Source organism: Xenophilus azovorans DSM 13620, assembly GCF_000745855.1.
Taxonomy (GTDB): Bacteria; Pseudomonadota; Gammaproteobacteria; order Burkholderiales; family Burkholderiaceae_C; genus Xenophilus; species Xenophilus azovorans.
Genome location: NZ_JQKD01000006.1, coordinates 33,295 through 47,094, shown reverse-complemented (window position 1 = coordinate 47,094; position 13,800 = coordinate 33,295). Strand labels below are relative to the sequence as shown.

12 protein-coding genes are annotated in these 13,800 nt (G+C 72.4%); 5 read left to right on the top strand and 7 right to left on the bottom strand.

What is annotated here, in order from left to right; all coding sequences use genetic code 11:
• The first annotated feature begins 130 nt into the window (after positions 1-130).
• Entirely contained in the window at positions 131-514 is a 384-nt protein-coding gene (locus tag Q392_RS04550; protein ID WP_038202020.1) for a DUF3597 domain-containing protein, read from the top strand.
• A gap of 70 nt (positions 515-584) precedes the next feature.
• Here the strand turns inward: Q392_RS04550 and tgt are convergent, their stop codons facing one another.
• From tgt to queA, 4 genes are read right to left on the bottom strand one after another with little or no spacing between them, the layout of a single operon-like run.
• Positions 585-1,763, bottom strand: a complete 1,179-nt coding sequence (gene tgt, locus Q392_RS04545) for a tRNA guanosine(34) transglycosylase Tgt (RefSeq protein WP_038202016.1) — start codon at positions 1,761-1,763, stop codon at positions 585-587.
• Positions 1,760-3,001 (bottom strand): PQQ-dependent sugar dehydrogenase, encoded by a 1,242-nt coding sequence (locus Q392_RS04540; RefSeq protein ID WP_038202012.1) that lies wholly within the window; start codon positions 2,999-3,001, stop codon positions 1,760-1,762. Before Q392_RS04540 ends, tgt begins: the two co-directional genes overlap by 4 nt.
• A 3-nt stretch (positions 3,002-3,004) precedes the next feature.
• Positions 3,005-4,864 (bottom strand): M48 family metallopeptidase, encoded by a 1,860-nt coding sequence (locus Q392_RS04535; protein WP_038202010.1) that lies wholly within the window; start codon positions 4,862-4,864, stop codon positions 3,005-3,007.
• A 24-nt stretch (positions 4,865-4,888) separates the two neighbouring features.
• Positions 4,889-5,935, bottom strand: coding sequence for a tRNA preQ1(34) S-adenosylmethionine ribosyltransferase-isomerase QueA (queA, locus tag Q392_RS04530; protein ID WP_038202008.1), 1,047 nt, complete (start codon positions 5,933-5,935; stop codon positions 4,889-4,891).
• A gap of 133 nt (positions 5,936-6,068) precedes the next feature.
• Here queA and recG point away from each other — a divergent pair, with 133 nt between their 5' ends.
• Positions 6,069-8,258 carry an ATP-dependent DNA helicase RecG gene (gene recG, locus Q392_RS04525; RefSeq protein ID WP_038202007.1) on the top strand — a complete coding sequence of 730 codons (2,190 nt, stop codon included), beginning with the start codon at positions 6,069-6,071 and terminating at the stop codon, positions 8,256-8,258.
• Between the two features lie 19 nt (positions 8,259-8,277).
• Here recG and Q392_RS04520 read toward each other — a convergent pair whose 3' ends face one another.
• Entirely contained in the window at positions 8,278-8,658 is a 381-nt protein-coding gene (locus Q392_RS04520; RefSeq protein ID WP_038202004.1) for a hypothetical protein, read from the bottom strand.
• A 262-nt stretch (positions 8,659-8,920) separates the two neighbouring features.
• Between Q392_RS04520 and Q392_RS04515 the strand changes: the two genes are divergently transcribed.
• The 3 genes from Q392_RS04515 to ubiA all read left to right on the top strand — a co-directional run bounded on the left by Q392_RS04515 (position 8,921) and on the right by ubiA (position 11,678).
• Entirely contained in the window at positions 8,921-9,880 is a 960-nt protein-coding gene (locus Q392_RS04515; protein ID WP_038202000.1) for a LysR substrate-binding domain-containing protein, read from the top strand.
• 151 nt (positions 9,881-10,031) lie between these two features.
• Complete coding sequence (locus tag Q392_RS04510) at positions 10,032-10,643, top strand: Dps family protein (protein ID WP_084216826.1); 612 nt, start codon at positions 10,032-10,034, stop codon at positions 10,641-10,643.
• A gap of 147 nt (positions 10,644-10,790) precedes the next feature.
• The gene (gene ubiA, locus Q392_RS04505) at positions 10,791-11,678 is read left to right on the top strand and encodes a 4-hydroxybenzoate octaprenyltransferase (protein WP_038201996.1); all 888 of its coding nucleotides are present in this window, start codon (positions 10,791-10,793) and stop codon (positions 11,676-11,678) included.
• Here the strand turns inward: ubiA and proC are convergent.
• Positions 11,663-12,499: a pyrroline-5-carboxylate reductase gene (gene proC, locus Q392_RS04500; RefSeq protein ID WP_038201993.1), complete on the bottom strand. Its 837-nt coding sequence runs from the start codon at positions 12,497-12,499 to the stop codon at positions 11,663-11,665. The genes ubiA and proC overlap by 16 nt on opposite strands.
• Complete coding sequence (locus Q392_RS04495; RefSeq protein ID WP_051952895.1) at positions 12,496-13,686, bottom strand: esterase-like activity of phytase family protein; 1,191 nt, start codon at positions 13,684-13,686, stop codon at positions 12,496-12,498. Before Q392_RS04495 ends, proC begins: the two co-directional genes overlap by 4 nt.
• Positions 13,687-13,800: the final 114 nt, after the last annotated feature.

Here is a 13,800-nt window from a genome sequence, read left to right as displayed (position 1 = left end):
TCGACGCCAATCTTTACCAGGGCCGTCGCCGCAAAGTGTTAGAACTGCGCCCTGCGCCGCATCCCGCGCGCAGCCGGCGGCAGGGCTCCCTTGCCGCCAGCCCGCAACACGAACGACGAGGACCGCATCCATGAGCTTTTTCGGAAAGATTTTTTCCAAGATTTTCCCGTCGGCCAACGCCTCCGAGGTGGTGGCTGCGCCGCCCGCGGCCGCGCCCGCCGGCGCTCCGGCCGTGCCGGCACCGCCTCCGGCCATCCCGCTGGGCGAGGTGGCGCCCATCCTCGACGCGATGCCCGGCGCCAGCGCGCTGAACTGGCGCACCTCCATCGTCGACCTGCTCAAGCTGCTGGGACTGGACAGCAGCCTGGCGGCGCGCAAGGAACTGGCCAATGAACTGATCTACACCGGCAACGCCGAGCCCGGCTCGGCCGAGTGGAACATCTGGCTGCACAAGCAGGTGATGAGCCGCATCGCGGCCAACGGCGGCACGCTGCCGCCTGAACTGCGCGACTGATCCGGCGTCGCCCGCAAGAGCAAAGGCCCGGCAGCATTCCGCTGCCGGGCCTTTTTTCTTCATCGGCAGGTCAGACGCCCCGCGCGCGGTCGGCCTTGAAGCGGGCGCGGAAGGCCGTGTAGGCGCCTGCGTCCAGCGCCTCGCGCACCTCGCGCATCAGGTTCAGGTAGTAGTGCAGGTTGTGGATGGTGGTGAGCATCGGCCCCAGCATCTCGCCGCAGCGGTCCAGATGGTGCAGGTAGGCACGGCTGAAGCCTGCGCGGCCACCCTGTTCCCAGCTCACGCCGCTCGTGCCGGCGCAGGCATGGCAGGTGCAACTCGGATCCAGCGGCTGGTGGTCGCTCTTGTGGCGCGCGTTGCGCAGCTTCAGGTCGCCGTAGCGGGTGAAGATGGTGCCGTTGCGCGCGTTGCGGGTGGGCATCACGCAGTCGAACATGTCCACGCCGTCGGCCACGCCCTGCACCAGGTCCTCGGGCGTGCCCACGCCCATCAGGTAGCGCGGCTTGTGCGCCGGCAGCCGGTGCGGCGTGTGGGCCATGATGCGCAGCATCTCCTCCTTGGGCTCGCCCACGCTCACGCCGCCGATGGCGTAGCCGGGGAAGTCCATGTCGACCAGCGCCGCCAGCGACTCCTCGCGCAGGTGCTCGAACATGCCGCCCTGCACGATGCCGAAGAGGGCGTTGGGGTTCGAAAGGCGCGCGAACTCCGCCTGGCAGCGCTTCGCCCAGCGCAGGCTCAGCTCCATCGAGTGGCGCGCCTCGGCCTCGGTGGTCACGTGGCCGTTCGTGTCGTAGGGCGTGCACTCGTCGAACTGCATGACGATGTCGCTGTTGAGGATGGTCTGGATCTGCATCGAGACCTCGGGCGTGAGCAGCAGCTTGTCGCCGTTGACGGGCGAGGCGAAGCGCACGCCTTCCTCGCTGATCTTGCGCATCGCGCCCAGGCTCCACACCTGGAAGCCGCCCGAGTCGGTGAGGATGGGCTTGTGCCATTGCTCGAAGCCGTGCAGGCCGCCGAAGGACTGCATCACGTCCAGCCCCGGGCGCATCCACAGGTGGAAGGTGTTGCCCAGGATGATCTGCGCGCCCATGTCCTCGAGGCTGCGCGGCATCACGCCCTTGACGGTGCCGTAGGTGCCCACGGGCATGAAGATCGGTGTCTGCACCACGCCGTGGTTGAGCGTGAGCGTGCCGCGGCGGGCGTGGCTGTCGGGGTCGGTGGCGAGCAGGTCGAAGCGCAGGGCGGTCATTTTTTCGGGGCAGGGTTGGGGGCGGAGGCCGGCGCCTGGCGCAGCAGCATCAGCACGGTGCGGTTGTAGTCCTCGACCGCCAGCAGGCGGCCGGCGCGGTCCACCGTCAGGCCGGTGGGGCGGCCCATCGGGCGCATACCGCCCTGGGCGTGCCAGTCGAAGAGCCAGTCGACGGGCTTGCCCGCGGGCAGGCCGTCCTTGCCCAGCCGGAAGCCGACGACGCGGTGGCCGCTGGCCTGCGGGCCGCGCCAGGCGACGAGCAGTTGGCCGGCGAACGGCGTGTTGGCCGGGCCGGGGATCATCTGCAGCGGCGCGGCATGCGCGGGCCACAGGGTCAGCGGCGCCTCGGTCTTCGCGCAGTCGTAACGGCCTTCGTAGCCCTGCGCGCTCCTGCGCTTGCCGACGCAGTAGGGCCAGCCGTAGTGGCGGCCGCGCTGCAGCAGGTTCAGCTCCTCCGGCGGCGACTGCGGGTCGCGGTAGTCGATGGAGTTCTCGCCCTGCAGCACGAGGCCTTCGGCGCCGTCGGGCAGCACGGCCAGCGCCATGCTGTTGCGCAGGCCGGTGGCGAAGGGTGCGAAGCGCTGCACCGTCATCTGCGGGCCGCCGAGCTGCGCCTCGTACACCGCGGCGCGCGGACGCTCGCCCTGGCCGTCGGGGCAGGGCAGGGCGGGCGGCTGGCTGCCCTCGCGGCAGGCATCGCTGCTGGAGCCGACGTTGACGTACAGGCGGTTGCCGGGGCCGAAAGCGATCTCCTTGAGCGGGTGCGTGCCGTCGGCGGGCAACTGGTCGAGCACGGTTTCGCGCTGCAGCGCGCCGCCGGGGCCGGGCACCGCGGTGCGCCACACCTGGCCCGCCTCGCCCACGTAGACCTTGCCGTCGGGGCCGAGCGCCAGGCCCGAGGGCCGGTCCAGGCCGCTGGCCAGCACGGCGATGCGCGCGCGGCGGGGCGCCGGGCCGTCCGCGGGCAGCGTCATCTCCAGCAGGCGGCCGCGCCGCGGCTCCCACGAACCCATGTCGGCGATCCAGTAGCGCCCCGGCGCGACTTCGAGGATGCGGCGCGGCGCGCGCAGGCCCTCGGCCTCGTCCGCCAGCAGCGCCACGCAGGTGCCCGCAGGGCTGGCGATCGGCAGCCGGGCGAAGTCGCCGCACGCGCCCTGCGGCGTGTAGCCGCGCGCGGCGGCCAGGGCCGGCAGCGCCGCCAGCAGGACCTTCAGGATCGACAACGGGAGCGCACGCATGGCTCAGGCCGCGGCGGCGTTGAAGGCCTGGTAGGCCCGCATGTGCTGGTGCCGCTGCCAGTAGTGGCCGAGCACCGCCTTGAATTGCTGCTTCGCCTCGCCCTTGAGGCCCGCGAGCTTGAGCTTGACCGCCTTGGCACCGACCAGGCCCTTCTCGTTGAGCTTGACGACCAGCGTGTCGCCGAAGCTGCCGTCCTTGTATTCGAGGCCCTTGACGGCGTCCCACGCGATCTCTGCGCTGCCGTCGGGCGGCGCGATGCCGGTGTAGGCGATGCCGACGCTGCGGCCGTCCTTCAGCGCGAAGGACTGCGCGGGGAAGTGCTTGAGCACCAGCGCCCGTTCTTCGTCGTTGGCCGGCTCATAGCGCCAGGCCAGGTGCTGCTCGTGCTCGGCGGCGAAGTCCTGCTCGTAGGCGGCCCACAGGCGCGACTCGATCTCGGCCGCGGTGGCGATGTCGTCCACCCAGGTGGCGGCCGCCGGCTGCGTCACGATGGCGGCGAAGCGCATCTCGGGCTCCACGTGGCCGACCTGGGCCATGCGCTCGCGCAGCGGCGGGTGGCTGTCGTAGGGGTGCGGCACGCGGCCCTCGGTCATGGCCTCCATGAAGGCCTCCGAGCCGGCCCACTGCGGCAGGCCCGAGGCCACGCTGTGGCCGATGCTCAGCGACTCGCCCAGCCGCTCGTCGCGGCTGAACAGGCGCCCCTCGGTGTCGGCGCGGTAGCTGGCGTAGGCGGCGATCTTGACCAGCGAGTGGCTGATCGCGCGCGGCGACACCAGCCGGGCCGCGGTGCCGTCGGCCATGAATTCGCGCGCACGGCTCTCGCGCGACAGGGCGAGCTGGAAGACCATGCGGTACAGCCGCAGGAAGGGCAGCACCACGCGCGAGGCGCCGCCTTCGTACAGGTGCGCGAGGTAGCGGTCGAACTGGTCGAGCTTGGGGCCGAGCGCGGCGCTGCTGCGCGCGTCGCCGCCGCTCAGGTGCGCCAGCTCGTGGGCCAGCACGGCGTCGGCTTCCTCGCGGTCGAGCTGGCGCAGCAGGGGCACGCTCACGTAGAGCTTGCGGCCTTGCAGCACCAGCCCGCCGACGGCCAGCGGCGCCTCGGTGACGAAGAAGTTGGCGTCGATGCCGGCGATCAGGTGGTCGGGCGCGGGCGTGCCCAGCCGGGCGGCCATGTCGCGGATGCGCTGCCACAGGCGCGGCGCGTCGGCGTCCGACACCAGTTCGCCGTCTGCAGCGCTGCCCTCGGCGCTGCGCTGGAAGATCTTCAGGATCACCACCACGGCGGCGGCCAGCACCAGCAGGCCGACCGCGATGATCAGCTTCGGGTAGTACTTGTGCGTGTAGAAGGCCGTGACCCAGAACGACAGCCACACGCACATGGCGCCCTGCACCACCACCATCGCGGCGCTGGCGAAGGTGAGCGTGCGCCAGCCGGCGACGAAGCTGGCGTACTGCAGAGCGCGGTTGGCGAAGGCCAGCGCGCCCAGCAGCGCCAGCCAGGCCAGGATGGCGACGCCGGCCGCCAGCGTGGCGATGGAGAGCAGGCGCATCCAGGTGAACTGCCACAGCTCGCCGTAGGCCGGGCAGCTCGCGGCGCGGAAGCGCGCGGCCTCCGGCGCATCGTCGCGGCACAGCTGCGCCACGGGATGGCGGGTGTAGAAGGCCTGGATCTCCTCGCGCTCGGCGGCCGACAGGCGCGGGTCCTTCGCCATGCGCGCGGCGACGGCGCGGTCGAGCTTCCCCTGGTCTTCCGCCAGCGAGTGTGTGGTGAACCACAGGCAGGCCGCGGGGATGAGGAACAGCGCCAGCAGCGACCACAGGATGGTCTTGGCGAAGTCCTTGCGCAGAGAGTCTTCTTGCATGTTGTTTTCCCTCCTTGGTGTGATTCAGGCGTCGCCGGCGCGCGCCAGCAGCATCGCGTCGCCGTAGCTGAAGAAGCGGTAGCGCTCGCGCACGGCATGCGCGTACAGCGCCATGATCCGCTCGTACCCGGCGAAGGCGCTCACCAGCATCATCAGCGTGCTCTTGGGCAGATGGAAGTTGGTGACGAGCAGGTCGACGTGCCGGAAGCGGAAACCCGGCGTGATGAAGATGCGCGTGTCGCCCGACGCCTCGCCGCTCGCGGCCCAGGATTCGAGCGTGCGCACGGTGGTCGTGCCCACCGCCACCACGCGGCCGCCGCGCGCATGGCAGTCGGCGATGGCCTGCTGCGTCGCCGGCGGCACCTCGTAGCGCTCGGCGTGCATCACGTGCTCGGCGATGTTCTCGGTCTTGACGGGCTGGAAGGTGCCGGCGCCCACGTGCAGCGTCACGCTGGCGCGCTGCACGCCGGCGGCGTCCAGTTGCGCGAGCAGCGCTTCGTCGAAGTGCAGCGCCGCCGTCGGCGCGGCCACGGCGCCGGGCACGCGGGCGAACACGGTCTGGTAGCGGCGCACGTCGTCCTCGGAATCGGCATGCGCGATGTACGGCGGCAGCGGCACGTGGCCGTGGCGCGCCATCAGGGCGTAGGGGTCGGCGCCGTCGTCGCTTGCGAAGGCGAGGCGGAACAGGGCGCCGTCCTTCTCCGGCCAGCGGCCGAGCAGCGTGGCGCGGAAACCGCCCACCATGCGCAGCACCGTGCCCACGGGCGGCTTCTTGCTCACCTTCATGTGGCAGACGACCTCGCCGTCCGTCAGCACGCGTTCGACCAGCAGCTCCAGCCTGCCGCCGGTTGGCTTCTCGCCGAACAGGCGCGCCTTGACCACCTGCGTGTCGTTGAAGACCAGCAGGTCGCCTGCGCGCAGCAAGCTGGGCAGGTCGCGGAAGATGCGGTCGGTGGGCGGTGAGATGGTGCCGTCGAGCAGGCGCGAGGCGGAGCGTTCGGCGGCGGGATGCTGTGCCACCAGCTCGGGCGGCAGCGCGAAATCGAAGTCGGAGAGGGTGAAGGAACGCATGCTTGAGGGCTGGACGAGCCCGTGCCAAGAAGTTGCAGGCCCCCAGGTCCGGGCTGCGCCCAGCCCGCCCCCCGAGGGGGAGCAAGAAAGCTTGGGAACGGCCCGGCGCTTTCTTGAAGGGCAGAATTCTCCCATGCCCGTTTCGAAGCCCCCCGCCCCTGCCGATGCGCCCCCGCAGCGCGCCCCCGGCAGTGGCGAAAGCGCCGTGCAGCGCGCGCTGAAGAAGCTGGGCCTGGTCCGCGACATCGACTTCGCGCTGTACCTGCCGCTGCGCTACGAGGACGAGACGCGCATCGTGCCCCTGGCCAGCACCCGCGAGGGCGACACGGCGCAGGTGGAGGGCGTGATCACCGAGTGCGAGGTGGTGTATCGCCCGCGCCGCCAGCTGCTGGCCACGCTGGAGGACGGCAGCGACACGGTGCAGCTGCGCTTCTTCAACTTCTATCCCTCGCAGCAGAAGCAGCTCGCGCCGGGCAGCCGGGTGCGCGTGCGGGGCGAGGTCAAGGGCGGCTTTGGCCCGCCGGGCCGCCCCAAGGGCCAAAGCGCCCCCTTGGGGGGCAGCGGACCACGCGCAGCGGGGGAGCGTGGGGGCTACTTGTTCGGGCGGACGATGATGCACCCGACCGTGAAGGCTGCCGGCACACCGCTGCCGCTGGCGCTCACGCCCGTGTACGGCACCACGGCAGGCCTGGCCCAGCCCGTGCTGCGCCGCGCCGTGCAGGCCGGGCTGGCGCGCGCGCCGCTGGACGACATCGTGCCGGCGCACCTGATGCCGCCGCGCGCCTGGGGGCTGCGCGAGGCGCTGTCCTTCCTGCACTACCCGGCGCCCGACGTGGCGCTCGCCACGCTGGAGGACCACAGCCATCCCGCCTGGCAGCGCCTGAAGGCCGAGGAACTGCTGGCGCAGCAGCTCTCGCAGCTCCAGGCGCGGCGAGAGCGCGCGGCGCAGCGTGCGCCCATCCTGCGTGCGCCGGACGGCGCCGGCTCGCTGCATGCACAACTGCTCGGTGTGCTGCCCTTCACGCCCACCGGCGCCCAGCGCCGCGCCGACGGCGAGGTCGCCGGCGACCTGGCGCGCGCGCAGCCCATGCACCGGCTGCTGCAGGGCGACGTCGGCTCCGGCAAGACGCTGGTGGCCGCGCTGGCCGCGGCGCGCTGCATCGACGCGGGCTTCCAGTGCGCGCTGATGGCGCCGACCGAGATCCTCGCCTCGCAGCACTTCGGCAAGCTGGTGGGCTGGCTCGACCCGCTGCTGGCCGAGCGCGGCCTGCGCGTGGCCTGGCTCACCGGCAGCCAGAAGAAGCGCGAGCGCGACGCGATGGCCGCCGCCGTGGAGAGCGGCGAGGCGGCGCTGGTGGTCGGCACGCACGCCGTCATCTCGGAGAAGGTGCGCTTCGCCCGGCTGGCGCTGGCCATCGTCGACGAGCAGCACCGCTTCGGCGTGGCGCAGCGGCTCGCGTTGCGCGGCAAGGCCGAAGGCGCGCTGGAGCCGCACCTGCTGATGATGAGCGCCACCCCCATCCCGCGCACGCTGGCGATGAGCTACTACGCCGACCTGGACGTCTCCACCCTCGACGAACTGCCGCCCGGCCGCACGCCCGTCATCACCAGGCTGGTGGCCGAGCACCGCCGCGACGAGGTGATCGAGCGCATCCAGGGACAGCTCGCCCAGGGCCGGCAGGTCTACTGGGTCTGCCCGCTGATCGAGGAGAGCGAGGCCGTCGACCTGCGCAACGCCACCGCCACGCGCGACGAGCTGGCCGAGGCGCTGGGCGAGCGCGTTCAAGTCGGCCTGCTGCACTCGCGCATGCCCACTGCCGAGAAGCAGGCGGTGATGGCCGAGTTCACTGCCGGCACGCTGCACGTGCTGGTCAGCACCACCGTCATCGAGGTCGGCGTGGACGTGCCCAACGCCTCCCTGATGGTGATCGAGCACGCCGAGCGCTTCGGCCTGTCGCAGCTCCACCAGTTGCGCGGCCGGGTGGGTCGCGGCGCGGCGGCCTCGGCCTGCGTGCTGCTCTACGCCACCGGCGACAGCGGCCGCGTCGGCGAGGCGGCGCGGGCGCGGCTGAAGGCGATGGTGGAGACCGCCGACGGCTTCGAGATCGCGCGGCGCGACCTGGAGATCCGCGGCCCCGGCGAGTTCCTCGGCGCCCGCCAGTCCGGCGCGCCGCTGCTGCGCTTCGCCGACCTGGCCACCGACGGCCGGCTGCTGGACTGGGCGCGCGAGCTGGCGCCGCGGCTGCTCGATGGCCACCCCGAGCTGGCGCGGCGCCACGTGGACCGCTGGCTCGGCACCCGGGCTGAATACCTCAAGGCCTGAGAGGGCGCGGCCGGCCGACTCAGCCGGCCAGGCGTCGCAGCCCGGCCCACCAGTGCAGGGCGGCAGGGGGCTTCGGCCTCCGCGGAGGCTCCGCCGCCGCCGACAGTTTCGGCCAGGGCAGCGGCGCGTTGATCTGGAAGCGGGCCGCCAGCACTTCCAGCTCGGCAGCCACCCGGTTCATGCGCGCCGCGGGCACGCGGCGGTAGGCCATGGCCCGGGCGCACATGCGCGCGTAGCTGTCCGTCAGGCGGTTCCAGCGCTCGAAGTCCGATTCGCCCTGCAACGGCATCGAGTCGCTGCTGATCTCCTCGACCTCGGGCCAGGCGCCTTCGAAGTCGGGCGGGGCCCAGGCGGCGGCCGGGATGCTCGGGGAGGAGGGCGGAGGTGCGGCGTGCTTCATGGCTGCTCAGGGGCAACATGCATGCCGGGCGCCGCGGCCATCGCACGCGCGCCGGCCGCATGCGTCAAGGGCTTGTGGCCATTGGTCTTTTTCAGCCGTGCCGGTCCTGGCCGATGCCGGCAGGGACCGCTCGTTACGGACCATGAGGCCCTTCGTGTTACGTAACGCCGTAACACGAAAGTCGTCGATGCGGCCGCCGGAGACATCCGTGGCCAGCGGCGCCGCCGCCGTCCACGCCCGCCGCGCATAATTGAAGCAAGCTATGACCCTGACCGAACTGAAATACATCGTCGCGGTCGCCCGCGAGCGCCATTTCGGCAAGGCGGCGGAGGCGTGCTTCGTCTCGCAGCCCACGCTCTCGGTGGCGATCAAGAAGCTGGAAGAGGAACTGGAGGTCAAGCTCTTCGAGCGCAGCGCCGGCGAGGTGACCGTCACCCCGCTGGGCGAGCAGATCGTGCAGCAGGCGCAGACCGTGCTCGACCAGGCCGCCACCATCAAGGAGATCGCCAAGCGCGGCAAGGACCCACTGGCCGGCCCGCTGAACCTGGGCGTGATCTACACCATCGGCCCCTACCTGCTGCCCGACCTGGTGCGCCAGAACATCGCCCGCACGCCGCAGATGCCGCTGGTGCTGCAGGAGAACTTCACCGTCAAGCTGCTGGAGCAACTGCGCTCGGGCGACATCGACTGCGCCATCATCGCCGAGCCCTTCCCCGACACCGGCCTGGCCATCGCGCCGCTGTACGACGAGCCCTTCATGGCCGCCGTGCCCGTCTCGCACCCGCTGGCCGCGCGCGAGTCGGTCAGCTCCGACGAGCTGAAGAACGAGACCATGCTGCTGCTGGGCACCGGCCACTGCTTCCGCGACCACGTGCTGGAGGTGTGCCCCGAGTTCGCGCGCTTCTCCAGCAACGCCGAGGGCATCCGCAAGAGCTTCGAGGGCTCCTCGCTGGAGACCATCAAGCACATGGTGGCAGCCGGCATGGGCGTGACGCTGGTGCCTCGCCTGTCGGTGCCGGCCGAGGCGCTCAAGCCCCGCAGCCGCGCCAAGGACGCGGCGCCCATCGTGCGCTACCTGCCGGTGCGCGACACCGGCGGCGAGCCGCCCTCGCGCCGCGTGGTGCTGGCGTGGCGGCGCAGCTTCACGCGCTACGAGGCGATCGCCGCGCTGCGCAACGCGATCTACGCGTGCGAGTTGCCCGGGGTCAAGCGGCTGTCCTGAGGCGGGCGTCTTGCGGCGGCGGCCTACGCGGCGGGCGATGATGAAGCTGCATCGACGCGATAGAGTGTCGTGCCTTGCGAAGCCGCTTCGCGGCGCCTAGATTCGGCAGCGAGACCTCTCTCTTTCCCGACAGCAACCAAGGAACACCGACATGGCCAAGTCCTCCAAGCCCAGCAAGAACAGCAAGAGCCTTTCCGCCGTGGCCGCCGCGCCGGCGGCCGCCAAGGGCACCGTGCCCGCCAAGGGCGGCGAGCGGGTGGCGCCCGAGTCGGGCGGCAGCCGCGCCGCGCCGATCATCAACATCGGCATCGACCGCAAGGACCGCGCCGCCATCGCCGAAGGCCTGTCGCGCGTGCTGGCCGACACCTACACGCTGTACCTGACCACGCACAACTTCCACTGGAACGTGACGGGCCCGCACTTCAACTCGCTGCATGCCATGTTCATGGAGCAGTACACCGAGCTGTGGAACTCCACCGACGTGATCGCCGAGCGCATCCGCGCCCTGGGCCACTACGCGCCCGGCTCGTACGCCGAGTTCAGCAAGATCGCCACCGTGCCCGACGTGCCGGCCACGCCGCCCAAGGCGATGGAGATGGTGCGCATCCTGGTCAAGGGCCACGAGACGGTGTCGCGCATCGCGCGCGAGTTCATCCCGGTGGCCGAGGAGGCCGGCGACGACCCGACCGCCGACATGCTGACCGCACGCTGCTCGGTGCACGACCAGACCGCATGGATGCTGCGTTCGTTACTTGAGGAATAACCCCCAGCCTGCGCGGACTTCGTTCCGCTTCGGCAACCCCCTGCAAGGGGGCACCGTCAGCGGCCCGGCAAAGCCGGTTCCGCGGCGGTCGCTGGCATGGCCTGCTCCGCGGCCTTCCGAAGACAATCGGACGATGGAGAGATTGCGATGAGTACCGGTGCCCTCCAGCCGCCCGCCCCGCGCGGGCGGCTTGCCGTCTACCTGGACCTGATCCGCTGGGACCGGCCCGCCGGCTGGCTGCTGCTGCTGTGGCCCTCGCTCAGCGCGCTGTGGTTCGCGGCCGGCGGCTTCCCGGGCTGGCACCTGGTGATCGTCTTCGTGCTCGGCACCATCCTCATGCGCAGCGCCGGCTGCTGCGTCAACGACGTGGCCGACCGCGACTTCGACCGCCACGTCAAGCGCACCGCCCGGCGGCCCGTCACCACCGGCGAGGTGTCGGTGAAGGAAGCGCTGGCCCTGGGCGCCGCGCTGGCGCTGGCGGCCTTCGCGCTGGTGCTCACCACCAACGGGCCGACCGTCCTCTGGTCCTTCGCGGCGCTGGCGGTGGCGCTGGCCTATCCCTTCGCCAAGCGCATCGTCTCGGTGCCGCAGGCGGTGCTGGGCGTGGCCTTCAGCTTCGGCATCCCGATGGCCTTCTCGGCCGTCGCCGGCGAGGTGCCGTGGCTGGCCTGGTGGCTGCTGGCCGGCAACCTGTTCTGGGTGCTGGCCTACGACACCGAATACGCGATGGTCGACCGCGACGACGACCTGCGCATCGGCATGAAGACCTCGGCCATCACCTTCGGCCGCTTCGACGTGGCGGCGGTGATGGCGAGCTACGCCCTGTTCATCGCCATGTGGGCCTGGGCCGGCGCGCGGCTCGGACTGGGTGCGCTCTACTACGTCGGCTTGGCCGCTGCCGCGGCGCAGGCGGCGTGGCACTGGATGCTGATCCGGCAGCGCACGCGCGAAGGCTGCTTCAAGGCCTTCCGGCTCAACCACTGGGTGGGCTTCGCCATCTTCGCCGGCGTGGCCGCAGCCTACGCGCTGGGCTGACCGAACTCCGCCGCCAGTTCGCCGGCCCGCTGCTGCGCGGCGCGGATCGCGGCCTTGAACTTCTCCTTCACGTCCGCTGCCTGCATCGAGGTGATGGCGGCGTGCGTCGTCCCGCCCTTGGAGGTGACGCGCTCGCGCAGCACGGCCGGCGGCTCGCTCGACGCCGCCGCCAGCGCCGAGGCGCCGGTGAAGGTGCCCACCGCCAGGCGCAGCGCGTCTTCGGGCGGCAGGCCCATCTCGGCGCCGGCCTCGGCCATCGCCTCGATGAAGAAGAACACGTAGGCGGGCCCGGAGCCGGACATCGCCGTCACGGCGTCGAGCAGCGCCTCGTCCTGCACCCACAGGCGCTGGCCGGTGGGGGCGAGCAGTTGCTCGACGGCGGCGCGGTCGGACTCGCCGGCCGCGGCGCGGGCGAACAGCCCGGTCATGCCCTGGCCCACCAGGGCAGGCGTGTTGGGCATGGCGCGCACGATGCGCTCGGTGCCCAGCCAGCCGGCGATGCTCTGCGAGGGGATGCCCGCCGCCACGCTCAGGTGCAGCGCATGGCCGGCGAAGGGCTGCGCGGCGCGCGCCGCCTCGCCGAAGACCTGCGGCTTGACCGCCCACACGAACACGCCGCAGCGCGCCAGCGCCTCGGTGGGTGCCGGCCGGGCGGCGACGCCGAAGTCGCGCTGCAGGCGCTCGCGCGCCTCGTCCCAGGGCTCGACGATCTCGAACGAGGCGGCCGGCAGCCCGGCGCGCAGCAGGCCGCCGAGGATGGCACTGGCCATGTTGCCGCCGCCGATGAAGGCGACCGGGGGCAGGGTGGGGGAAGTGGTCATGGCGAGGGCGGGTCCGTGAAGGCGAAGACGGCGAACTGGGTGATCTGCGTCGGGTTGAAATTGTCGTCGCTGACCGCCAGCAGGCGCCGGCGGCCGTCGGGCAGGGGCGGGCCCCAGCACAGGGCCTCGGTGTTGTCCAGGCGCGCCAGGCCGAGCCGGGCGAAGTCGGCCAGCATCCGCTTGGGCGCGGGGCGGTGGTTGCCGGGGCGCAGCGTGTCCAGCGCCAGCGTGTCGCTGCCCGCGCGGGTGTCGATCTCGTACAGGCGCAGCGAGTTGCCGCGGCCCAGGGCCCAGGCGCGCTCCAGCACCAGCATGCGGCGCGCGTCGATCATCAGCGCCTCGCTCACGCCGTTGTCCGCATAGGTGTCGGGCACGGCGGGGCGCAGCGGGACGGCGTCCGGCACGTAGGCGATCTGGCGCACCGCCCGGCCGCCGGCCAGGTCGACCTGGGTGAAGCGGCAGGGGCCGCCGGCGTCGTCCACGGTGGGCAGCGGGCCGTCCTGCACCAGCGCGCCTTCCATCGCCAGCCAGGCGAAACGGCCGTCGGGCGTGGTCGCCAGGCCCTCGAAGCCCTCGTTGTCGCGCGGGCCGCGCCCGCCGGACGGGTCGGGCCGGAACATCGCCGGCAGCGCGAATTCACGCAGCAGCCGGCCGTCGCGCGCCGATTCGTAGAGCGCCGGGCCGAAGCCGCGGTCGACGTCGCCCTCGGTGCTCCACAGCAGCGTGCCGGTGCCGGGGCGCAGCCGCAGCGCCTCCGGGTCCGCCACCGGCACGCCGGGCGGTGCCTGGCGGCGGTTCGGCCACGGCGTGCCGCCGGCCTGTTGCAGCGGCACCACGCCTGTCAGGCGCGGCGCGGGCTCTTGGGCGGGCCACTCGGCCGTGTAGAAGCGCACCGGGCCGCGATCGGCGCGGTCGTCGCTCAGCAGCAGGTATTCGCCGGTGCGGGCGTCGAAGTCGGCGCCCGAGAGCCCGCCGAGCGCCGTGCCGCCGAAGGGCAGGGCGTGGGGCCAGCGGGCCTCGCCCAGCAGCGCCAGCCGGGCGGGGCCTGCCGCGGCGGGCGCCTGCGCCGGGCTGTCGCAGGCGGCGACCCAGGGCGCGGCGGCCAGCGCCGCGGTCCGGCGCAGCAGGGTCCGGCGGGAGATCGGGCGGTCGGCCGCGGGAGCCGGGGCGGCGGAGGGGCGCGTCATGGCGGCGGGCAGTCTAAACAGCCGCCGTGACGCCGCCCCCGTGGCCGCCCGGCGGGCGGGCCGTAGGCAGGGCGTTGACAGCCCTTTCGGTGCGTGCCACAATCGCGGGCTTCG

Bases quoted from the DNA above. Each gene is read 5' to 3' on its own strand.
- Q392_RS04550 (WP_038202020.1), top strand. From the start codon at position 131: ATGAGCTTTTTCGGAAAGATTTTTTCCAAGATTTTCCCGTCGGCCAAC.
- tgt (WP_038202016.1), bottom strand. From the start codon at position 1,763: ATGACCGCCCTGCGCTTCGACCTGCTCGCCACCGACCCCGACAGCCAC.
- Q392_RS04540 (WP_038202012.1), bottom strand. From the start codon at position 3,001: ATGCGTGCGCTCCCGTTGTCGATCCTGAAGGTCCTGCTGGCGGCGCTG.
- Q392_RS04535 (WP_038202010.1), bottom strand. From the start codon at position 4,864: ATGCAAGAAGACTCTCTGCGCAAGGACTTCGCCAAGACCATCCTGTGG.
- queA (WP_038202008.1), bottom strand. From the start codon at position 5,935: ATGCGTTCCTTCACCCTCTCCGACTTCGATTTCGCGCTGCCGCCCGAG.
- recG (WP_038202007.1), top strand. From the start codon at position 6,069: ATGCCCGTTTCGAAGCCCCCCGCCCCTGCCGATGCGCCCCCGCAGCGC.
- Q392_RS04520 (WP_038202004.1), bottom strand. From the start codon at position 8,658: ATGAAGCACGCCGCACCTCCGCCCTCCTCCCCGAGCATCCCGGCCGCC.
- Q392_RS04515 (WP_038202000.1), top strand. From the start codon at position 8,921: ATGACCCTGACCGAACTGAAATACATCGTCGCGGTCGCCCGCGAGCGC.
- Q392_RS04510 (WP_084216826.1), top strand. From the start codon at position 10,032: ATGGCCAAGTCCTCCAAGCCCAGCAAGAACAGCAAGAGCCTTTCCGCC.
- ubiA (WP_038201996.1), top strand. From the start codon at position 10,791: ATGAGTACCGGTGCCCTCCAGCCGCCCGCCCCGCGCGGGCGGCTTGCC.
- proC (WP_038201993.1), bottom strand. From the start codon at position 12,499: ATGACCACTTCCCCCACCCTGCCCCCGGTCGCCTTCATCGGCGGCGGC.
- Q392_RS04495 (WP_051952895.1), bottom strand. From the start codon at position 13,686: ATGACGCGCCCCTCCGCCGCCCCGGCTCCCGCGGCCGACCGCCCGATC.